This is a genomic window from Sorangium sp. So ce1153 (genome assembly GCF_051521595.1).
GTDB lineage: Bacteria > Myxococcota_A > Polyangia > Polyangiales > Polyangiaceae > Sorangium.
The window spans coordinates 4,487,195-4,508,247 of record NZ_CP150361.1; the positions used below are offsets into that span (position 1 = coordinate 4,487,195).

A 21,053-nucleotide genomic window follows, 5' to 3' on the forward strand; every position below is an offset into this window, starting at 1 on the left:
TGCCTCATCGCGCGGCGTGCGGGTATCCAGGTTCTGCGAGGGGCGCGCCGCGCTGGATGGGCGATGGGCGCCTGGCGCGGGAGATGTCCGGTGGGCGGCTTCCACGCCGTGAACCCATCCGGGGGAGCTGCCTCGGCCCGCGGAACATGGGTGGCACCCGTCTCGCGGTAGCGGTGCCTCCAGCAAAAAGATGGGTGGCACCCGTCTCGCGGTGGACGTGCCTCCAGCGAAAAGATGGGTGGCACCCGTCTCGCGGTGGACGTGCCTCCAGCAAAAGATGGGTGGTACCCGTCTCGCGGTGGACGTGCGTCCAGCAAAAGATGGGTGGCACCCATCTCCGCGCTGGAGATGCCCCTTCCGACGCCGCGATCCTCCTATGTAGCCGGAGCCTCAAAGGGGGCTACCCCAACCTGGGTCGGATCCACGGGCTGGCCCAACCTGGGTCGGAGTCGCCATGAAGATAGATGTTCGTGTCGGTGCCGATGTTGCCGACGACGACGACCTCGGGAGGAGCGCTCATGGTTCGTTGACCGGCGAGCTTACCAGAGCTCTCGGCGCCGCGTCCGCCGGCCCGGCGCGCGCGCCACGCGCCACGCGCCATGCCGACGACCCACGGACCCACGCCGACGGACAGCCGGGCTCCGGCCTCGCGAGAGCCCACCCGCGCCCGGCGCCGCCGCCCTCCACAAAGCCTCGCTCGGCAGGGACGGGCTGATCAGAGCTTGCACGATCAACGATCTTCACTAAGCGTTTCACGATGAGCTGTCCCCTGCGTCGAGCGGAGCCGCAAGCGTGATGGGCCAACGGATGGAACAGCGGTCGAGCGAGGAACAGTCAGAAGGGCGAGACTTCATCGAAGGTCTGGAAGACCTCACATTCGTGAGGCCCGTGGACGACACCGAGGACCACCTCCTCCAGGACATGGAGCTCCTGAAGCAGGAGATCGCGCGCGCCAGCCCTGGCCGCGAGTCGGGGCTCATGCGGCTCCTCGCGGCGCGGGTCGCGATGAACAGCGCCTTCCAGTTCTGGGGCCTGCTCGACGCCGACGGCACGAGCTGGGAGTCGAACGACACCTCGGTCCGCGGCGCGGGCGTGTCGCGGAGAGACGTGCACGGAGTCCCATTCTGGGACTGCCGCTGGTGGCAGGGCTCGCCCGCGGCGCAGGCGCGGCTGAAGGACGCCGTGGGGCGCGCGGCGCGCGGCGAGTTCGTCCGGTACGACGTGGAGATCATCGGAGGCAAAGAAGGTCACGAGATCATCACCATCGATTTCAACATCAACCCCGTCAAGGACCGGCAGGGCAACGTCGTCTTCCTGATCGCCGAGGGGCGCGACGTCACCGAGCAGCGGCGGCTCGAGCGGGAGGTCGCGCGGCACCGGGACGAGCTGGCGACGCTCGACCGGCTCAAGACGGAGTTCGTGGCCAACGTGAGCCACGAGTTCCGCACGCCGCTCACCCTCATCCTCGGGCACGTCGAGGACGCCCTGTCCCGCCCGGCGAGGTCGCTCGGCGGGGACGGCCTCGCGGCGGTGCAGCGGAGCACCCTGCGCCTGCTCCGGCTCGTGAACACGCTGCTCGACTTCTCCCGCATCGAGGCGGGGCGCCTCCAGACCTCGTTCGAGCCCACCGAGCTCGCGCAGCTCACCGCGGAGCTCGCGAGCTCCTTCCGCTCGCTCGTGGAGAGCGCGGGCATGTCGCTCGTCGTCGACTGCCCGCCGCTGCCGGAGCCCGTCTACATCGACAGGGCGCAGTGGGAGAAGGTCGTCCTGAACCTGCTCTCGAACGCCTTCAAGTTCACGCTCGAAGGGGAGATCGCCGTCTCGGTGCGCGCGCACCCGGATTGCGTCGAGCTGTCCGTGCGCGACACCGGCGCCGGGATCCCGGCGGACGAGCTCCCGCGCATCTTCGAGCGGTTCCACCGCGTGCCGGGCGCGCGCTGCCGGAGCATCGAGGGCACCGGGATCGGGCTCGCGCTGGTCCAGGAGCTCGTCAAGGTGCACGGGGGCTGCCTGCGGGTCTCGAGCGAGCCGGGGCAGGGGAGCACGTTCGTCGTCTGTATCCCGAGGGGCCGCGCGCACCTGCCGCCGGAGCGCGTCGCCCCGCCCGGCGCGTGCGCGCCCTCGCCGGCGAGCGCGCGCCTCCACGTGATCGAGGCGTCCCAGTGGCCGCGCCGGCGCGACGGAGGCGCGGCCCGAGAGGGCCCGGAGGCGCGCGCCGAGGCCGCGGCGGCGCCGCGCTCCCGCGAGGGCGACGGGCGGGTCCTCGTCGCGGACGACAACGCGGACATGCGCGACTACCTCGTCCACCTGCTCGAGCAGCGCTGGAGCGTGGAGGCGGTCTCGGACGGCAGGTCGGCGCTCGCGTCCGCGCGCGCGCGGCCGCCGGACCTCGTGGTGAGCGACGTGATGATGCCCGGGCTCGACGGCGTCGCGCTCCTGCGAGAGCTCCGGGCGGATCCGCGGACGAGCATGGTCCCCGTGGTGCTGCTGTCCGCGCGCGCGGGGGAGGAGGCGGTCGTCGAGGCGCTCGAGACGGGGGCCGACGACTACCTGGTGAAGCCCTTCTCGGCGCGCGAGCTGCTCGCCCGCGCCCGGACGCAGATCGAGATGGCGCGGATGCGGCGGGCGGCGGCCGAGGCCGCGGAGCGGGAGCGCGCGCAGGAGCTGCCCCGCTTGCTCGACGCGGCGAGCGTGACGCTCGCCGAGTCGCTGGATTACACGACGACGCTCGCGCGGGTGGCGCAGCTCGCGGTGCCCGTCCTCGCCGACTTCTGCCTCGTCGACCTGAAGGATGACGAGGAAGGCGGCGGCTTCCGGCGCGTGGGCGTGGGCTGCGCGGACCCGGGGCTGGCAGCCCTGGCCGAGGCGGCGAAGCGCTTCGCGCCCGTGCTCGACGGCGCGCACGGGAACGCGCAGTCCAGGGTGATGATCGAGCTGAAGCCCGTGCTCATCGAGCATTTCACCGACGATCACATGCGCGCCATCGCCCAGGACGAGGAGCACCTCCGGGTGATGCGGGCCATCGGGGGGCGCTCGTTCATGTGCGTCCCGCTCGCGACGCGCGGGCGGGCCTTCGGGACCCTCACCTTCATCGCCGCGCGCTCCGGGCGCCGGTACGGCCGGACGGAGCTCTCGGCCGCGGAGGAGCTGGCGCGCCGCTGCGCGCTCGCCGTGGACAACGCGCGCCTCTACAACGACGCCCAGCGCGCGATCGCCCTCCGGGACGAGTTCCTCTCGATCGCCTCGCACGAGCTGAAGACGCCGCTCACCCCGCTCTCGCTGCAGATCCAGATCCTGACGCGCCGCGCGTCGGAGCTCTGCTCGGACAGGGAGCGCTTCACGTGGCTGACGAACCGGCTCGGGCTCGTCCGCCGGCAGTGCGAGCGGCTGAGGCGGCTCGTCGACAACCTGCTCGACGTCTCCCGCATCGCGGCGGGGCGCCTCGCCCTCGATCTGGAGCCGGTGCGGCTGTCGGAGATCGTCCGGCAGGTGGTGTCCCGCTGCCAGGAGGGCGGCGAGGTCGCGGACTCAGGCTCCCGGATCACGGTCAGCGCGGAGGACGACGCCGCGGGGCAATGGGACCGGATGCGGCTCGAGCAGGTCGTCGACAACCTCGTCTCGAACGCGCTCAAGTACGGTCAGGGAAACCCCATCGAGATCGCCGTCACGTCGACGGGCTCGACCGCCACGCTGGCGATCATGGACCACGGCATCGGGATCGCGCCGGAGCACATCGGGCGGATCTTCGGGCGGTTCGAGCGCGCCGTGTCGGCGCGGAACTATGGAGGCCTCGGCATGGGGCTCTACATCTCCAGGCAGGTGGTCGAGGCGCTGGACGGCACGATCGAGGCGAGCTCCGTGCTCGGCGAGGGCTCGACCTTCAAGGTCACCCTGCCGCTCGCCGGCCCTGGCGCCGCGCACCGGCCAGCCCTGCGGGGCCCCGAGATGGCCTGAGGCACCCCAGGAGCGGGGGAGTGGCGGCTCCGGCCCGGGGCCGCGTCGCCCGGCCCCCGCCTCGGGAATGGAGCGAGTGCGCATGACGATGAGCCGCCCCTGCAAGCGTATCCTGATCGTCGACGACGACATCGCGATCCGACTGACGCTGAGCGAGCTGCTGGAAGAGGAAGGGTACTCCGTGGCCTCGGTCGAGAACGGGCTCGAGGCGCTCGCCTACCTGCGGGACGACCCGTCTTCCATCGCGCTGGTCCTGCTCGACCTGATGATGCCGGTCATGGATGGGTTCCAGTTCCGGGCCGAGCAGAAGCGCGACCCGGCGCTCGCCGCCACGCCGATCGTGGTGATGACCGCGCGCGGCGCGACGGAGCGCGCCGGCATCGACGCGGAGGCGATCCTCAGCAAGCCGTTCGACCTCCCGAAGCTGATAGACACCATCGAGCGGAGCTGCCGGAGGGCGTGAGCGTCGTTGTCGGGGTTTGCCCAGACACCGGCGCCGAACGCGATCGTCGGCAACTGCGGCGCGGAGAGCGAGTGCGGCTGGTGCAAGGACAGATGGGGCCTGTCGGGGCCGAGCTGCCCGGCGACACCTACGCCCCTTCTCTCGCTCCGGAGATGTTCGCGAGCACGGCGAGCAGCTCCGCCTGCTCGATGGGCTTGGGGACGTGGGTGTTGAACCCGGCGCGCAGCGCGCGGGTGCGATCCTCGGTGCGCGCGTAGGCGGTGAGCGCGACCGCCGGGGTCTTGCCGCCGCCCTTCGCCGGGAGCGCGCGGACCTTGCGGATGAGCGTGTAGCCGTCCTCCCCGGGCATCGCGATGTCGGACACGAGCACGTCGGGGCGCAGCGCCTTCAGCGCGAGCAGCGCCTCGGTCGTGGACGCCACGGCCGTCACGCGCGCGCCGCACTGCTCGAGCATCGTGACGAGCAGCTCGCGCGTGTCGTCCTCGTCGTCCACCACGAGCACGTTCAGCCCGTCCAGCTCCGGAGGACGATCGGTGTCGAGGGGCGACACCCCGAGCGAGGGCCTCCGGCGCCCCTCGGCGTGGTCCGGCTTCACCGCGAGCGGCAGCCGGATGATGAACGTCGCGCCCCGGCCCTCCCCGTCGCTCAGCGCCTGGGCCGTGCCGCCGTGCATCTCCACCAGGCTCTTCACGATGGTGAGCCCGAGGCCGAGCCCCCCGTGCTTGCGCGTCGTGCCGCTCTCCGCCTGCCGGAACTGCTCGAACACGTAGGGCAAGAACGAAGGGTCGATGCCCTGACCGGTGTCGGACACGATGATCTCGGCCGACGCGTCGGCGCGCTCGAGGCGGATGCGCACGAGCCCGCCCCGCGACGTGAACTTCACCGCGTTGCTGAGGAGGTTCCAGACCACCTGCTGCAGTCGCCCCGCGTCGCCCGTCACGGCGCCCACCCCGGGGTCGAGGACCGGCTCCAGCCGCACGCCCTTGGCGTCGGCGGCCGGCCGCACCACCTCGAGCGCGGCGTCGATCACGGCCACGAGCTCGATCGGCTGGACGTCGAGCCGGAGCTTCCCCGCCATGATCCGCGAGATGTCGAGCAGGTCGTCGACGAGCTGCGCCTGGGCCTGCGCGTTGCGCTCCACCGTCTCCAGCGCCTTCTCGCGCCGATCCTCGGTGAGCTTGCCTGTGCGCAGCATCCGGGCCCAGCCGAGGATGGCCGTGAGCGGCGTGCGGAGCTCGTGGCTCATCGTCGCCAGGAACTCGTCCTTCAGCTGGCTCGCGGTCTCGGCCTCACTGCGGGCCGCCTGCGCCGCGGCGAGCAGGCGCTGCCGCTCCTCCTCTGCCTGCTTCCGCGCGGTGATGTCGAAGAACGAGGAGACGACGCCGGCGAGCGAGCCGTCCGGGCGGCGCAGCGGCTGCGCGTTGACCGAGAGCCAGAGGACCGACCCGGCCGGCCGCTCGATGCCGAGCAGGACGCCCGACTGGGGCTCGCCGGTCCGGAGCGCGACCCCGAGGGGGTACATGGCCTCGGGGAACGGCGAGCCGTCCTCGCGGACGACCCTGCACGAGGGGTCGAGCGTCGTCGAGCCGATGATCTGCGCCGCGGACAGCCCGAGGATCCTCTCGGCGCTGGTGTTCGTGGTGCGGATGATGCCGCGATCGTCCTGGAGCGTGATGCCCTCCTCGAGCGCGCTGATGATCGCGCGGTAGCGCTCCTCGCTGTCCCGCAGCGCCCGCTCCGCCTCGATCGCGTCGGTCTGATCGCGCGTGATCAGCACGGCGCCCGCGGGCGACCCGTCCGGGTGCCGCAGCGGCGACGCCGTCCCGGCGAGCGCGCGGAGCGAGCCGTCTGGGCGCGTCACGAGCCAGCGCGCGTTCTCGACCTTGTCGCCCCGCACCGCGCGGTACAGCGGGTGCTCCTCGAGGCGCAGCGGCTGGCCGTCGAGCGCGAGCAGCCCGAGCGTCCGGAGCGACTCCATGTCCCCGGTGACCTCGCGCTCGGCGAGGCCGTGCTGCCGCTGGGCCTCGCGGTTGCAGATGCGGATCACCCCGCGCTCGTCCATCGCCATGATGCCGTCGCCGCTCTGCTCGATGAGCGCGCGCAGCAGATCGCGCTCCACCGCCGCGATCCGCTCGGCCCGCTCGGCCCGCTCGCGGAGCCGCTTCGAGCGGACGAGCGCGCCGACGCGCGCCGAGAGGGCGGCCGGGGGACAGGGCTTGACCACGTAATCGTCGGCGCCCGCGGTGAGCCCCTCGACGAGGTCCTGCTCCTGCCCGGCCACGGTCAGGATGAGGATCGGGAGCCCGACCGTGGCCGCGCACGACCGGAGGAGGCTGCAGATCTCGGTGCCGGACATGACCGGCATCACCTGGTCGAGCACGAGCACGTCCGGCTGCTCTCGCGACGTCATGTGCTCGAGCATCACCGCGGCGTCGGTGAAGACCTGGACCTCGTACCGGGCGGCGAGGGAGTGCGCCGCCATCTCGGCCTCCAGCGGCGAGTCGTCGACGATCCACACGACGGCGCGCGCCGCACGCTCGCTCGGCGGAGGCTCGGAGCCCCCCTGGCGGGCGCCTGGCCCCGCCGCGAGCGTGGAGCGCCGCGGGGCGCTCGCGTCCCGCATCGCGTCGGCGAGCAGGAAATCCATCGTTGTGGGCCGGTTCATGGTTCTCCAGGAGCAGCGGGGGCCGTGAGACTCCTCTCCCGGAGGGGCCGCTCTCCGGGAGGGAATCGGTGCGCGACGAGGCGTTGAGCCCTCAAGCGTCGTTACCGCCCAGTCTCATCTGATCGAGGGCGCGAAGCGACGCAAGCCCGGCGCGTTGAAAAGAGCGCTGCCGGCTCGTCAGCTTCGTTGGACCTCGTCTGACGTGGCGCTCCGACGTGGCGCTCTGGCGAGGTCGCCGCCCGCGCGCGCGCCGTAGTAGTAGAGCGGGGCCTTCACGCACGTTCCGCGTCCAGCGTCCAGCGCCGCGCCCTCGGCGCCTGCTGGGGCCGTCGCGCGCCCGGCGAGCCCCGGAATCGGCGATGTCAGGTCCACTTCGGGCCGTGTCCGACGGGAGATCCCTGATTCTTTCAAGGACGCTCCCGCGGTCAATTGACACCTCGCGTCCAGGCCAGCTATTCCCTCGGTCGAGCACCGCTGTGGCAGAGATCCTCGTCGTCGACGACAGCAGAGTGATGCGCGAGATGGTGGTGGCCTGCCTGCGCGCCGAGCAGTATGGGTTCGCGCACGCGGCGAGCGGGCTCGAGGCGATTGAGACGCTCTCGCTCCGGCCTTTCGATCTCGTGGTGCTCGACCTCAACATGCCGGATATCGGCGGAATCGAGGTCATCGAGTTCATCCGCGGCCAGGACAAGCTCCGGAGCCTGCCGATTCTGGTGGTGACCACCCGGGGTGATGAGGAGTCCCGGGCCCGGGCGCTCGGCGCCGGGGCGTCGGAGTTCATGACCAAGCCGTTCGCTCCCGACGCCATCCTGGCCAGCGTGCGGTCGCTGCTGGGGAACGGCGTCGCGGCCGCCGGATGACTTCTGGATGAGCGATGCGCTCGACGTCACCGAGTTCGTCGCCGGCTACCTCGTCGAGGTGGAAGAGCACCTCTCCGCGTCGACCGCGAACCTCCTCGCCGCCGAGGCGGCCCTCCGCACCGGAGACTCGAACCCCAAGGCGACCCGGGAGCTCTTCCGTTCGCTGCACACCATCAAGGGCCTCTCCGCCATGGTCGGCGTGGAGCCGGTCGTGGACATCGCCCACGCGATGGAGACCGTGCTCCGGGCGGCGGACCGGGCGGCGGGGAGGCTCTCCGCCGCGTCGATCGAGGTGCTGCTCCGCGGGCTCCGGGCCATCGAGGAGCGGATCCGGGCCCTCGCCAACAAGAAGCCCGTGCCGCCCGCGACGCCCTCGCTGCTCGACGCGCTCGCCGCGCTCGAGGTCGCCGCCGCGCCGTCGCCGCCCGCGCCGACGATCACCGCCGAGCCAGAGATCCTCGCGAAGCTCGGGTCGAGCGAGCGCGTGCAGCTCGCGCAGGGGGTGGCGGGCGGGCGGCGCGCGCTGCGGGTCGACTTCGTCCCGTCGCCGGCGCGCACGGCCGAGGGGCTCAACATCACGAGCGTCCGCGAGCGCGTCGGCAAGCTCGCGGAGATCGTCAAGGTCGTCCCGCTCTCGGTCCCGGCGACCGACAAGGCCCCGGGCGGCATCGCGTTCGCGCTCCTCGTCCTCACGAGCGCGCCGGACGAGGAGCTCGCGCGGGCGGCGGCGGCGGACGTCGTCCGCCCGCTCACCGTGGCGCCGCCCGCCCCGCTGGCCGTCGCCGAGCTGCCGGAGCAGGAGCTGGACGAGCCGGGGGAGCGGGAGCCTCAGCTCCGCGGCGTCGTGCGCGTCGAGGTGGCGCGGCTCGACGACGCCCTCGACAAGCTGTCGGCGCTCGTCGTCGCGCGGTTCCGGCTCGCCCGGGCGGCCGCGGACCTGCGCGCCCGCGGCGTGGACGTCCGCGACCTCGCGGAGATCCTCCGCGAGCACGACCGCCAGCTGCGCGACCTCCGCGGCGCCATCATGCGCGCGCGCATGATCTCCGTGACCGAGCTCCTCGAGCGCGTGCCGCTCGTCGTGCGCGGCCTCGGCCGCGCCACGGGCAAGGAGGTCCGGATCGAGATCGACGCGGGCAAGGCGGAGCTCGACAAGGCCGTGGCGGAGCGCATCTTCCCGGCGATCGTGCACCTGCTCCGCAACGCGGTCGATCACGCCATCGAGGCGCCCGCCGATCGGCGCCGGCTGGGCAAGCCCGAGGAGGGCGTCATCCGGGTCTCCTGCTTCGAGCGCTCGAACAACCAGCTCGAGCTCAGCGTCGCCGACGACGGCCGCGGCATCGACCGCGCGCAGGTGGCGAGGCGCGCCGGCCGCCCCGCGCCCGAGACCGACGCGGCGCTGCTCGACCTCATCACCCTGCCCGGGCTGTCGACGCTCGACCAGGCGACGAAGACCAGCGGTCGCGGGCTCGGGATGGACATCGTGCGGCGCATCGCCGTCGAGCAGCTCGGCGGCGAGCTCTCCGTGAGCACGGCGCGCGGCGCCGGCACCACCTTCACGCTGAGGATCCCGCTCACGCTCACCATCGTCGACGCCTTCTCGTTCCTGTGCGGTGACCAGGCTTTCGTGACGCCCGTGGCGGGCGTGGAGGAGGTCATGGAGATCGATCCGGCCCGGATCTTCCGCGGCCCGGCCCCGGGCCGCGCCCGGGGCGCCTCGGAGCTGCCCGCGCTCGGCCGCGCCCGGGGCGTGGCGGCGCTGCCAGCCCCGGGCGGCGCCCGCGGCGGGGCCTCGCTGCCCGCCGCGCCGGGCGGCGCCCACGGCGGGACCGCGACGCCGCCGCCTGGCCGCGCCCGTGGCGGGACGGAGCTCATCGAGCGCCGCGGCGAGGTCGTGCCGATCGTCGACCTCGGCGCCCTCTTCGAGCTCGGGGACGCCGGCGCGAGCAGGGCGCTCGTCGTGCGGCGCAACGGCGCGCCCTTCGCGTTCGGCGTGACCCGCGTGCTCGGCCAGCAGGAGGTGGTCGTCCGGCCGCTCGAGGACCCGCTGGTCAAGGTGCCGGGCGTGAGCGGCTCGACCGATCTCGGCGACGGGCGCCCCACGCTCGTCCTCGACCTCGTGACGCTCAGCGGCCGCCTCTCTTCCGGGAGCGGCGGCAGCGGCGGCCAGCCGGGCCTCGTGCGGGTGGCGTCATGAGCCTGCACGTGGTCCTGAAGGTGGCGGACACCGAGTACGTCATCTCCGCGGCCGAGGTGCTCCACATGGAGTCGTTCACCGGGGCGACGCGGGTGCCGGGGACGCGCCCCTATGTCAGCGGGCTCATCCAGATCCGGGGCCGCGTCGTGCCGGTCATCGACCTGCGCGCGCGCTTCGGGCTGCCGACGATCGAGCCCACCCTGGACTCGCGCGTCATCGTCGTCCAGAGCGGAGGGCGCACGGTGGGCCTCCTGGTCGACAGCGCGCGAGAGGTCGTCAACATCGCCGCCGAGGAGCTCCGCCCGCCCCCCGAGGTCATGGCGGAGGAGAGCGCCGGCTTCGTGAGATCGGTCGCGAAGCTCGGGAAGCGGCTCGTCATGCTCGTCGACGTCGGCAGGATCATCGGTGAGGAGCAAGATCATGGCAGTTGATGCAATCGCGGACATCGACGGGGCGCTCGCGCAGGCGGAGCAGGCCGAGCGTTCGCTCCGCCAGGCGATCGCGACCGCGGCGGGCGTCGAGCAGGCCGCCGCGCGGATCGCCGCCCTGGGCGCCGAGCACGCCGCCACCGGCAAGGAGCAGGGGGCCGCGGTGGGGGCGCTCGCGGGCGAGCTCGAGGAGGCGGGGGCGGCGGCGCAGGCGCTCGCCCGGTCGGGGCAGCGGATCAGCGGCGCCCTCGGCGAGGTCGCCCAGGGCCTCGACGCGACCACGAGCGGGCTCGGCGCCCTCTCCCCCGCGCTCGCCGCGGTGAAGGGCGACGCGGACACGCTCGCCGAGTCCTCGGAGACCACCGCGGCGGCGCTCGAGGAGATCGCCCGCTCGGTGAAGGCGGTGAGCACCAGCGCGGAGGAGCTCGCGTCCTCCAGCGAGCAGCTCCTCGGCTCGGTCTCGGTCATGAGCGCGTCCGCGGACGAGGCGGCGAACCGCGGCGCGAGCAGCGCCGCGGCGCTCGAGCAGATCGCGGCCACCATCGAGGAGATGTCGAAGGGCATCGGCCGCCTCTCGGCCGACGCCCGGGAGGTCGGGGCGCAGATCACGACCATCGCCGGGGCCGCCACGGGCGTGACGGGCTCCCTCAACCGCGTCGCGAAGGACACCACCGAGATGGCGAGCGCGGTCGAGGAGACCGCCGCGACCGCCGAGCAGATGGCGCGATCGATCCGCGGGGTGGCGGAGAGCGCGAGGGCCCTCGACTCGAGCGCCTCGGCGACCGCGAACACGATCACGGAGATCGCGAGCTCGGTCGAGGAGGTCGCGGCCACGGCCGAGAAGAGCGCGGCGACGATCGAGGCGAACGCGGTCGCCGCCGAGGAGCTCGCGCGGACCGCGCAGCAGGTCGCGCAGGGCGCCGAGCAGATCAGCGCCCTGGCCGCCAGCAACGCCGCCGCCTCGTCGCAGGTCGAGACCTCCACGCGGCGGATCGTCTCCATCGTCGAGACCGCGCGCACGACCGCGGAACAAGGCGTCGCGACCGCCCGCCAGGGCGCGTCGACGGTGGGCAGGTCCATCGCCGGCCTCGGGAGCATCCGGCAGGCGATGGTCGACTCCGCGTCCGTCATGAAGGAGATGGGGAAGCGCGCCGAGGAGATCGGCGACATCGTCCAGACCATCAACCTGATCGCCGATCGCACGAACCTCCTGTCGCTCAACGCCAGCATCGAGGCCGCGCGGGCAGGGGAGCACGGCCGGGGCTTCGCCGTCGTCGCCGAGGAGATCCGCAATCTGGCGGACCGTGCCGCCGTCTCGAGCGCCGAGATCGCGAAGATCGTCCGCGCGCTCCAGTCGAGCGCCCGCGAGGCGGTCGCCGCCTCGACCGAGGGCGTGAAGGTCGCCGACGAGGGCACCCGGCTCGCGGGCGACGCCGAGCAGGCGCTCGGCAGCATCCTGCAGGGGGTCGAGGAGCTCGGCCGCTCGATCCGCGACATCGACCGGGCGAACGCCGATCAGGTGCAGGCGGTGGGCTCGCTGACGCAGACGGCGACGCGCATGAGCGACGAGGGCAAGGCGATCGCGCGCTCCGCCGCCGAGCAGACCAGGGCGATCCAGGCGCTCGCGCAGGGCAGCGCCGAGATGCGCCGCATGGCCCGGCAGACCAAGGAGGCGACCGCCGAGCAGGCGCACGCGCTGCGCGACGCCGTGAAGGTCAACGCGCAGCTCACCCAGAGCGCGGAGCGGGTGTCGCGGGCGATGGACGAGCAGGCGACGGGGGCGTCCCAGCTCGCGAAGGTCGCGGCGCAGATGCGCTCGCTGACCAGCCAGACCAGCGGCGCCATGGCCGAGCAGACGCGCGCCCTGGCCAGCATCACGGCGCTCACGCAGGACGCCGCCGGCGCGGCGCAGCGGATGGTCGCGGGGCTCGCGGAGCAGGCGGGCGGCGCGGCCGAGGTGGCGCGCACGATGGATGACATCCGGAAGCTGTCCGCCCAGTCCGCGCGGGGGACCGGCGACCAGGCGCGGGCCGCGAAGCAGCTGGAGGCGTCGGCCCGCCAGGTCGCGCGGCTCGCGGCCCAGGTGACCTCCGCGGCGGCGGACCAGAGCAAGGCGACGTCGGCCCTCGTCAAGGAGGGCGAGGCCGTGCGCCGCATCGCCCGGCAGACGGCGCGGGCGGTGACCGATCACGTAGGGACCGTCGCCGCGCTCGCCTCGGGCACGAGCCGCCAGGCGACGGCGCTCCAGGCCGTCACCGGGTCGGCCTCGGAGCACGCGACCCGGAGCGAGCAGCACGCCGCCTCGCTCACCCGGCTGCGCGATCCGCTGCGCGATCTGCTCGCCGCCCTCGCCAAGCAAGCCAGGGACTCCGGGGCGGTCGCGACCGACGCCGGCTACGTGCTGGAGCATGTCGGCAAGATCCGGCACGCGAGCGCGGAGCACGTGGACACGATCGCCGGCGTCTCCGCCGCCGTCGTGCACCTCAGGGCGAACGGGAAGCAGCCCCACGCGCCGCCGGAGCCCGCGTGAGCTCGAGGCGGCCCCCGCTCGCCCTCTCGGAGCCCGAACGGCAGCGCGTCGAGCTGGTCGATCGCCTCGCCGCCTCCGGGAGCCCGGGGGTGCCCGGGCTCATCGAGATGCTCGCTGACCCGAGCTGGAGCGTGCGGCGGGCCGTCGTCGCCTCGCTCGCCGCGCTCGGCGGCGCCGCGGTCGAGGCGCTCTGCGACTGCCTCGGCGCGCGGCGCGACAGCGAGGCGCGCATCGCGGCCACGGTCGACGCGCTCGTCGCGTCCCTCGCCGACGTCGACGGGCCCGTGCTCGCGCTGACCCGGGATCCCCGCGCGGCGATCGTGGCCGACGCGGCGCAGATCCTCGGCCGGCGCGGCAGCACGGGGGCCGTGTCCCGGCTCGCGGAGCTCACGTCGCACGACGACGACAACGTCGCGGTCGCCGCGATCGAGGCGCTCGGCCGCGTCGGCGGCAGGGCGGCGGTCGACTCGCTCGTCGAGGCCGTCACGAGCGGGAACTTCTTCCGTGTCTTCCCCGCGATCGACGTCCTGGGCCGCAGCGGCGATCCGCGCGCGATCGGCCCGCTGTCGTCGCTCCTCGACGATCCGCGGTACCTCCTCGAGGCGGCGCGGGCGCTCGGCCGCACCGGCAGCCGGAGCGCGGTGGCGCCGCTGGTGCGCCTGCTCGGGCGCCCGAGCGACGCTGTCGCCCGCGTCTCCGCGGTGGCGCTCGCGGAGCTGCGCGAGCGGTACCGCGAGCGCTACGGGACCGTCGAGCCGATCGACGAGGCGCTCCGGAGCGAGGCGCTCGCGCCCGGCGCGGCGCGGCGGCTCTCCCACAGCCTCGCCGGGTCCGATCCTGCCGAGCAGGCCATGATCTGCAGCGTGCTCGGCGCGATCGGGGGCGAGGACGTCCTCCTCGAGCTGACCCGCCTGCTCGACGCCGAGCCCCAGGTGGCGAGCGCCGCGGCGGACGCGCTCGGCCGGCTCTCCCGGAGCGCGGACGCCCGGGTGCTCGCGGCGCTGCGCGACGGCGACAGCGCCCGGAGGCTCCTGCTCCTGCCGCTCGTGCGGGGCGCCGCGGCGGCGGCCGACGTCGAGGCCTGCCTCGACGATCCGGACCCCGAGGTCCGCGCGGCGGCGTGCGACGCGCTCGGGCGCATCGCGGAGCCCCGCTCGGCGCGCGCGCTGTTCCCGCTGCTCGACGACCCGAACCCCCGCGTGGTGCACGCCGCGATGACGGCGATCCAGTGCCTGGGCGGCGCGGAGGTCGAGGCGCTCGCGCTCTCGGCGGCGCGCGAGGGGACGCCCGCCGCGCGGCGGAGCGCGCTCCGGATCCTCGCCTACTTCGCGCCCCCCTCGGCGCTGCCGATCTTCATCGAGGGCCTCCGCGACCCCGATCTGCGGGTGCGCGAGCGGGCGATCCACGGGCTGGCGAGCTGCGCGGAGCCCGGGGCGATCGAGGCGCTCGTCTCCGTGGCGGCCGACCCCTCCGGGCGGGTCCGCGCCGTGGCGATGCGGGCGCTCGGCCAGACATCGCAGCGCGATCCCCGCGTGATCGAGGCGCTCCTCGCGGGGCTCCGCGACGAGGACGCCTGGGTCCGCTACTACGCCTGCCAGTCGCTGGGGAAGCTCGGGTGGGAGGCGGCGGCCGGGGCGATCGCCGAGAGGCTCCGCGACGAGAGCGGTCAGGTGCGCGTGGCGGCCGTCGAGGCGCTGTCGGGCATCAAGGGCGACCTGGCGCTCGCGGCGCTCGAGGCGGCCGCGCGCGAGAGCGACACCGACATGCGGCGCTCGGCGCTGATCGGGCTCGGCATCGCCGGGCGGGAGGCGTCGCTGCCGACGCTGCTCGGCGCGCTCTCGTCCTCCGACGTGGCGACCCGGCTCGTCGGCGTCTCGGCGATCTCCGGCTTCTCGTCGCCCGAGGTCCTGCCCGCGCTCGTGCGCGCGGCGGGCGACGCCGACGAGAGCGTGCGCGCCGCGGCGCAGAGCTTCATCGCGGGGCGGCCCGGGGTCGAGGCGACGCGGAGCCTCATCGCGCTGCTCGTCGCCTCGCGGGCGCCGGCCCCGCTGCTCGCCGCGCTGGCTACGCCCGTGCCCGGGCGCATCGACGGCATCCTCGGGGCGCTGGCGGCGGCGGACGACGAGCTCGCGCCGCTCCTGACCGCGGCGCTCGCGCGGATGCGGCTGCCCGAGGCGCACGCCGCGCTCCTCGAGGCGCTCCAGCTGCCGCACGCGCCGGCGCGCAAGGCGGCGGCCACGACGCTCGCCGCGGTGGCCACGCGGGAGGCCTTCGCGGCGGTCGAGCACGCCTCGCGGACCGATCCGGACCCGGAGGTGCGGCGGGTGTCCGCCTCCGTTCTCTCGCAGTGGGCATGAGGGCGTGGTCATGACGAGCCGCCTCCCCATCTCCCCGCAGGTCTTCGCGATCTTCACCGCGCTCATCACCGAGAAGATCGGGATCCACTACGACGCGGGGGATCGCGAGCTGCTCGGCGACAAGCTCTCCGTGCGCGCCCTCGAGCTCGGCTTCGACTCGCTGCTCGATTACTACTACTTCCTCCGCTACGACCCGGCGGGCGGGGCCGAGATCGACGCGCTGACCGACGCGCTCGTCGTGAGCGAGACGTATTTCTTCCGCGAGCTCGCGCAGCTCGAGGTCACGATCGCGGAGTTCATCGCGCCGCGCGTGGCCGCGGGGGAGCGGCCGCGGATCTGGTCGGCGGCCTGCGCGAGCGGGGAGGAGCCGCTCACGATCGCGATGCTCCTGGCCGAGCGGGGCCTGCTCGACAAGGTCGAGCTCGTCGCGAGCGACATCAGCGCGCGGGCGCTGGCGCGAGCGCGGGCGGGCGTGTTCGGGCCGCGCGCGCTCCGGAGCAACGCCCCGCCGCCGGCGTTCGCCGCCCGCTGGCTCCAGGTCGCGCCCGACCGCGTGACCGTGAGCGCGGAGCTCCAGCGGGCGATCGACTGGCGGCGGATCAACCTGCTCGACGCCACCGAGGTGGCGGCGCTCGGGCAGTTCGATGTCATCGTCTGCCGTAACGTGCTCATCTACTTCCACGACAACACGGCGCGCTGGGTGGTCAGCAACCTGTCGGGGGCGCTCGTCGCGGGCGGTGTCCTCCTGGTCGGGGTCTCCGAGTCGCTCCTGCGGCTCGGCACCGCGCTCTCCTGCGAGGAGCGGGGTGGCGTGTTCGTTTATCGGAAGGCAGAGCGATGACGGTGTCTCCAATCCGCGTGCTGGTGATCGACGACTCCGCCTTCGTGCGCAAGGTCTTGCGGCAGGTCCTCGGCGCGAGCTCCTCGATCGAGGTCGTCGACACGGCCATGGACGGCCTGGACGCGCTGGAGAAGATCGCGCGCTACAAGCCGGACGTCATCACGCTCGATCTCGTGATGCCGAACCTCGACGGCATCGGCGTGCTCGGGTCGCTGCCGCGCGAGGGGGCGCCGCGGGTGATCGTGGTCAGCAACGCCGAGGCGGACAGCGAGCTCGGCGTCAAGGCGCTCCAGCAGGGCGCGATCGACCTCGTCGAGAAGCCGACGTCGCTCGCCACCGATCGCCTGTTCGAGCTCTCGGACGAGCTGGTCCGCAAGGTGATCGCCGCGGCCGGGGCGAAGGGCGCGCCTCTGGAGCCTCGGCCGCCGCCGCCGCCCCCTCCGCCTGCCGTGATCCCCGTCGCGGCGCGCACGCAGGTCGTCGTGATCGGCACGTCGACAGGCGGCCCTCAGGCGTTGACGCGGCTGCTCACGGCGCTGCCTGGCGGTCTTCCGGTCCCGGTCGTCGTCGCGCTGCACATCCCCCCTGGCTACACGGAGTCGCTGGCGCGCCGCCTGGACGAGGCGAGCGCGATCTCGGTCGTCGAGGCCTCGGACGACCTCCAGCTCCGGCCTGGGCTCGCCGTCATCGCGCGCGGCGGGAGGCACCTCGAGATCCGGCGGCACCTGGAGCGCGCCAGCGTGCGCTTCGCGCAGGCATCCAGCATGTCGCTGTACTGCCCGTCGGTGGACCTGCTCTTCGCGAGCGCCGCCGCCGAGTTCGGGTCGGGCGTCCTCGCGGTCGTGCTCACCGGCATGGGGGACGACGGCCTGGAGGGCTCTCGCGCGATCCGCAAGGCGGGCGGGCAGATCCTCGCAGAGGCCGAGTCGTCCTGCGTCGTTTACGGCATGCCCCGCCGCGTCATGGAGGCCGGGCTCGCCGCGGCCGAGGCGCCCATCGACGAGATGGCGGCGGCGATCGTGCGCCACCTCTGAGCTGCGCCGCACGCCAGACCGGCTGTGCCTTCGCGCCGTAGGTGGCGCGTGTCGCGTGGCGCGTGGCGCGCGACACGCGGCACGGAGAAGGTGCGACGTGGGAGCCATTGTGCCGAGGGCTTCACGGCGCTTGATCGATCTGGCCTTCACCTTTTACGATGGCTGGATCATCATGGGACTACCCTCATCCGCCACCCAGGTCAGGTCCACCGAGAGCGAGAGATTCGCGGTTGCATCGGTCGAGCTCCTGGAGCGGGCTCCTTTCGCGGTCATCCGTCACGACGCCGAGCTCGTCGTCACCGGCTGGAACGAGGGCGCCGCGGGGTGCTTCGGCTTCAGCGAGGAGGAGGCCCTCGGCCGGAGCATCGCCGAGCTCCTCTTCGCTGGCGATCAAGCCGAGGCGTGGCGTCGCGCCCTGGCGGAAGGTGAGCCGCGGGTCTTCGATTGCGTGAAGAAGGGGGGCGGCACGCTCGCGTGTGAGTGGCGCAATCAGCCCGTGGTGGCCGGCGAGGGGGACCGGCCGATGTCCTGGATCTGCATGGGGCTGCCTGTCCCGGGCCAGAGCCCCCGCAATCCCACGGTCGAGGAGCGCGTCCTCAGCGTCGTCCTCAACTCGCTTCCCATCGCGATCTGGGCTGTCGACAAGGAGGGCACTTACATCTTCCACGACGGCATGGCGGTCGATCTGGCGGGCGCGCAGCGCCGATCGTGGGTCGGCCAGAGCCTCTGGCAGCTCTGGGGCGACCACGAAGGGGCGCGGGACATGCTGCATCATGTCAAGGAAGCCATGCACGAGAAGCGGAGCACGCGCGCCGTGGCGTCCGCCATGGACCGCTGCTGGGAGAGCTGGTACGTGCCGGATCTGGACGAGCGCGGCGAGGTCCAGGGCGTCATCACCGTGACGCTCGACGTCACCGAGTCGAAGCGCGCCGAGGGCGAGCTGCGCACGAAGCTCGAGCTGATCCAGCGCCAGCAGCGGCTCATCCAGCAGCTCTCCACGCCGATCATCCGGGTGTGGGACGGCGTGCTGACCGCGCCTCTCGTCGGCGTCGTGGACAGCGCGCGCGCCTCGGAGCTCATGGATAACCTGCTCGGCGAGGTGAGCCGCTCGGGGTCGCAGTACGCCATCATCGATCTCACGGGCGTCGACATCGTGGACACGCAGACAGCGGCCTACCTCATCGATCTCGTCCGGGCCATCCGCCTGCTCGGCGCCGAGGCCGTGATCACTGGTATCCGCGCGACCGTCGCCCAGACGATCATCTCGCTCGGCGTGGATCTCTCCGGCATCCCGGTGCACACGAACCTTCGCTCCGGCCTCCAGCACTGCATCCAGCAGATGGCGCGGGAGGGGCGCCCCGCGCGGGAGCGCGCGGCCCTGGCGCCCCGTCACAGCGGCCAGTAAACGACCTTCCCCTCGATCTCCTGGAACGTGGCCGCGAGGCCGTCCTGGGAGACGATGAACGCGATCCGCTCCGGATACCCCGCCACGAACGCCGCCGCCGCCCTGTGGCGGGTGCCTCGCGCGTCGAGGCACCAGCTCGCATCCATCCGCTGATCGGGCGTCGCGGCGAAGATCTCGGAGATGATCGTCTTCGCCGGGGGTAGCTTCGCGCCGAACGCGAGCACGTCGAGGGCGTGGCTCATCACCACCGCGCCGTCGACGGTCGTCAGCCGGACGATCAGGTCGAGCAGCCGGTGGACGCGATCGGAGCTCGTCCTTGCGCGCTCCGGGTCGCGCGCCTCTCCCGGCGACGCCGGCGCCTTCCCGGGCGTAAGCCGCGGATCGATCGCCAGCTGGACCGGGCGCGCCTCGGCGATGTCCAGGATGGCCGAGCCGAGGCACAGGGCGGGATCCAGCCGCTTGACCTCGGTGTCGAACGGATTCCCCTCCTCGCCGAAGAGCTGCGGCAAGCCCTCGCCTGGCCCCAGGATCGCGAGGAGCCCTCCGCGCCCGAGCTCGACCATCCCCTCGACGACGCGCAGGAGGTAATTGCGCACGTTCCGGATGAGCGGCCTGGCCTGGTCCCCGCAGACGCTCCTCTCGATGGAGTCCAGCTGGGGGCGGTGCTTTGGCATCCACGTGCGCAGGGCGCCGCGCTCGTAGCGGACGATCTCCCACTCACCGCGGTACACGGCCACGACGCCCGGCTTCGGGACGACGACGCGCACGAGCTGATCGATATCGAAGGCATGCCGGCTGTGCGGCGTCGCGATGCCGGCGATCACGAGCGAGCCCTCGCTCGGCACGACGGCGAGGAACGAGCGCGGCCACGCGCACGCCGAGGCCAGGTTGGCCACGTGCTCCACGTCGAACTGCACGGTGGACCCGAAGCGAACGAGATCCCAGGCGGGCCCGTCGGACTCGAGGTCGGCGGGGGCCCCGGCGAAGACGACGCCGACCGGGTTGAGGCGCCCCTCCTCGGTCGCCATGGACGCGAAGAACATCGTCTCGATCAGCTGGGTCAGGACGTCCGCCGAGAGGGCCGGCGCCCCGTGAGCGTCCCTGGGCGTGAGCGCCAGCCTGTGCGCCGTGAGCTGGGACTGCCCTTCCAGCTCGAGGAACGCTGCCGTCACATCCGCAGGATACTTGGGGCGCATGAGCTCGGTATACCATCCTGTGCGTCACCGGTCAGCCCGGCCGGCCGCCTGCGAACGCTTGCGAACCCCCGAGAGCGGCGCGCGACGCAAGGCGGCAGAGAGGCCGATTCTCCTCGGTCTCCTCTGCTCCTCGCGCCGCGCGCGTCCTCGGGTCCGGTGCCCGGGCGCTACGCGGCGCGGCGAGAGCCGCTCTTCCGCTTCGGGGTATCTGTCTTGCGCACCTTCGTGCTGGATTCGCTGGGCTCCTTGTCGTCGTTCGCGGCCTTCCCGCCCTTCTGGCCGAGGCTCTTCTTGAGCAGCGCGATGAGGTCGACCGTGCCCGTGTCGCGGCGCTTGTCCTCCTCCTCGTCGGGCTCCGCGGGCGTCGTGGTCTGGCCGGATTTCACCTTCTTCTCGATGAGCTTCATCACGTCGTCGCGATACTCATCCTTGTATTTCTCCGGCTTCCAGTCCGTGGCCATCTCGGCCACGAGCCGCTCGGCCATCTCGAGCTCGCGCTTGCCGAGCCCCTTCCCCTCGGCGTCCAGCTCCGGCAGATCGAGCTCCTCGTCGGTGCGGAGCTCGTGCGCGAACCGGAGCAGGTTCAGCACGAGCGCGCGGCCGCGCGGCCGCACCGCGGCGATGTGCTCGCGCGTCCGGATCACGACCTTGGCGATCCCGACCTTGCCGGTCTTCCGCAGCGCCTCGCGCAGGAGCACGTACGCCGTCACCGGGGACTTCTTCTTGCTGTTCTGCGACGCGGGGGCGAGGTAATAGGGCTTGTCGTAGTACATCGGGTCGATGTCGGACTCATCCACGAAGTCGAGGATGTCCACGGTCTGTGTCGCCTCGACGTTCGCGCGGCGCAGGTCCTCGTCGGACATCACGACATACTCGCCCTTCTCGTACGGATAGCCGCGGACGATATCGTCCCAGCTCACCGGCTCTCCCGTCTCCCGGTTCACGCGCTCGTAGCGGATCGGCGTCATGTTCCGCTTGTCGAGCTGCGTGAAGTGGAGCTCGTTGGGCTCCTCTGCAGGGTAGAGGGCCACCGGGATCTGCACGAGGCCGAAGCTGATACTCCCTTTCCAGATGCTGCGCGGCATGCGCTCTCCTTCCTACCCAGAGTTCCTACCCAGAGTTCCTA

The 21,053-nt window shown here is 73.0% G+C and carries 13 protein-coding genes and 1 pseudogene; 11 read left to right on the top strand and 3 right to left on the bottom strand.

The genetic code is table 11. The annotated features are described in order from the left end of the window. Window positions 1–879 precede the first annotated feature (879 nt). From WME85_RS16005 to WME85_RS16015, 3 genes and pseudogenes are all read left to right on the top strand, one after another. A complete protein-coding gene (locus WME85_RS16005) occupies window positions 880–3,954 on the top strand; it encodes an ATP-binding protein (RefSeq protein ID WP_437839182.1) in 3,075 nt (1,024 codons plus the stop codon). Between the two features lie 82 nt (window positions 3,955–4,036). Next, complete coding sequence (locus WME85_RS16010) at window positions 4,037–4,417, top strand: response regulator (RefSeq protein WP_437839184.1); 381 nt, start codon at window positions 4,037–4,039, stop codon at window positions 4,415–4,417. A gap of 36 nt (window positions 4,418–4,453) precedes the next feature. Beyond that, window positions 4,454–4,529 (top strand): annotated as a pseudogene (locus WME85_RS16015) (VOC family protein); the annotation flags it as partial. Between the two features lie 15 nt (window positions 4,530–4,544). Here WME85_RS16015 and WME85_RS16020 read toward each other — a convergent pair. After that, the gene (locus tag WME85_RS16020) at window positions 4,545–7,082 is read right to left on the bottom strand and encodes a hybrid sensor histidine kinase/response regulator (protein ID WP_437839186.1); all 2,538 of its coding nucleotides are present in this window, start codon (window positions 7,080–7,082) and stop codon (window positions 4,545–4,547) included. A gap of 476 nt (window positions 7,083–7,558) precedes the next feature. Here WME85_RS16020 and WME85_RS16025 point away from each other — a divergent pair, with 476 nt between their 5' ends. The 8 genes from WME85_RS16025 to WME85_RS16060 all read left to right on the top strand — a co-directional run bounded on the left by WME85_RS16025 (window position 7,559) and on the right by WME85_RS16060 (window position 18,731). Further along, the gene (locus tag WME85_RS16025; protein WP_437839188.1) at window positions 7,559–7,942 is read left to right on the top strand and encodes a response regulator transcription factor; all 384 of its coding nucleotides are present in this window, start codon (window positions 7,559–7,561) and stop codon (window positions 7,940–7,942) included. Window positions 7,943–7,949: 7 nt separating this feature from the next. Next, window positions 7,950–10,136 (top strand): chemotaxis protein CheA, encoded by a 2,187-nt coding sequence (locus tag WME85_RS16030; RefSeq protein ID WP_437839190.1) that lies wholly within the window; start codon window positions 7,950–7,952, stop codon window positions 10,134–10,136. After that, complete coding sequence (locus WME85_RS16035) at window positions 10,133–10,567, top strand: chemotaxis protein CheW (RefSeq protein ID WP_437839192.1); 435 nt, start codon at window positions 10,133–10,135, stop codon at window positions 10,565–10,567. Before WME85_RS16030 ends, WME85_RS16035 begins: the two co-directional genes overlap by 4 nt. Next, window positions 10,557–13,094 carry a methyl-accepting chemotaxis protein gene (locus WME85_RS16040; protein WP_437839194.1) on the top strand — a complete coding sequence of 846 codons (2,538 nt, stop codon included), beginning with the start codon at window positions 10,557–10,559 and terminating at the stop codon, window positions 13,092–13,094. Before WME85_RS16035 ends, WME85_RS16040 begins: the two co-directional genes overlap by 11 nt. Continuing rightward, complete coding sequence (locus WME85_RS16045; RefSeq protein ID WP_437839196.1) at window positions 13,091–15,451, top strand: HEAT repeat domain-containing protein; 2,361 nt, start codon at window positions 13,091–13,093, stop codon at window positions 15,449–15,451. The genes WME85_RS16040 and WME85_RS16045 overlap by 4 nt, the downstream gene beginning before the upstream one ends. A gap of 10 nt (window positions 15,452–15,461) precedes the next feature. Next, window positions 15,462–16,292: a CheR family methyltransferase gene (locus WME85_RS16050; RefSeq protein ID WP_437839198.1), complete on the top strand. Its 831-nt coding sequence runs from the start codon at window positions 15,462–15,464 to the stop codon at window positions 16,290–16,292. Continuing rightward, the gene (gene cheB, locus WME85_RS16055; RefSeq protein WP_437839200.1) at window positions 16,289–17,326 is read left to right on the top strand and encodes a chemotaxis-specific protein-glutamate methyltransferase CheB; all 1,038 of its coding nucleotides are present in this window, start codon (window positions 16,289–16,291) and stop codon (window positions 17,324–17,326) included. The genes WME85_RS16050 and cheB overlap by 4 nt, the downstream gene beginning before the upstream one ends. Window positions 17,327–17,498: 172 nt before the next feature. Further along, window positions 17,499–18,731: a PAS domain-containing protein gene (locus tag WME85_RS16060; protein WP_437839202.1), complete on the top strand. Its 1,233-nt coding sequence runs from the start codon at window positions 17,499–17,501 to the stop codon at window positions 18,729–18,731. On the opposite strand, the gene WME85_RS16065 is transcribed toward WME85_RS16060, so the two are convergent. Then, the gene (locus WME85_RS16065) at window positions 18,716–19,927 is read right to left on the bottom strand and encodes a putative sensor domain DACNV-containing protein (protein WP_437839204.1); all 1,212 of its coding nucleotides are present in this window, start codon (window positions 19,925–19,927) and stop codon (window positions 18,716–18,718) included. The two genes, WME85_RS16060 and WME85_RS16065, sit on opposite strands and share 16 nt — an antisense overlap. A gap of 167 nt (window positions 19,928–20,094) precedes the next feature. Continuing rightward, the gene (locus WME85_RS16070) at window positions 20,095–21,012 is read right to left on the bottom strand and encodes a Ku protein (protein WP_437839206.1); all 918 of its coding nucleotides are present in this window, start codon (window positions 21,010–21,012) and stop codon (window positions 20,095–20,097) included. Between the last annotated feature and the right edge of the window lie 41 nt (window positions 21,013–21,053).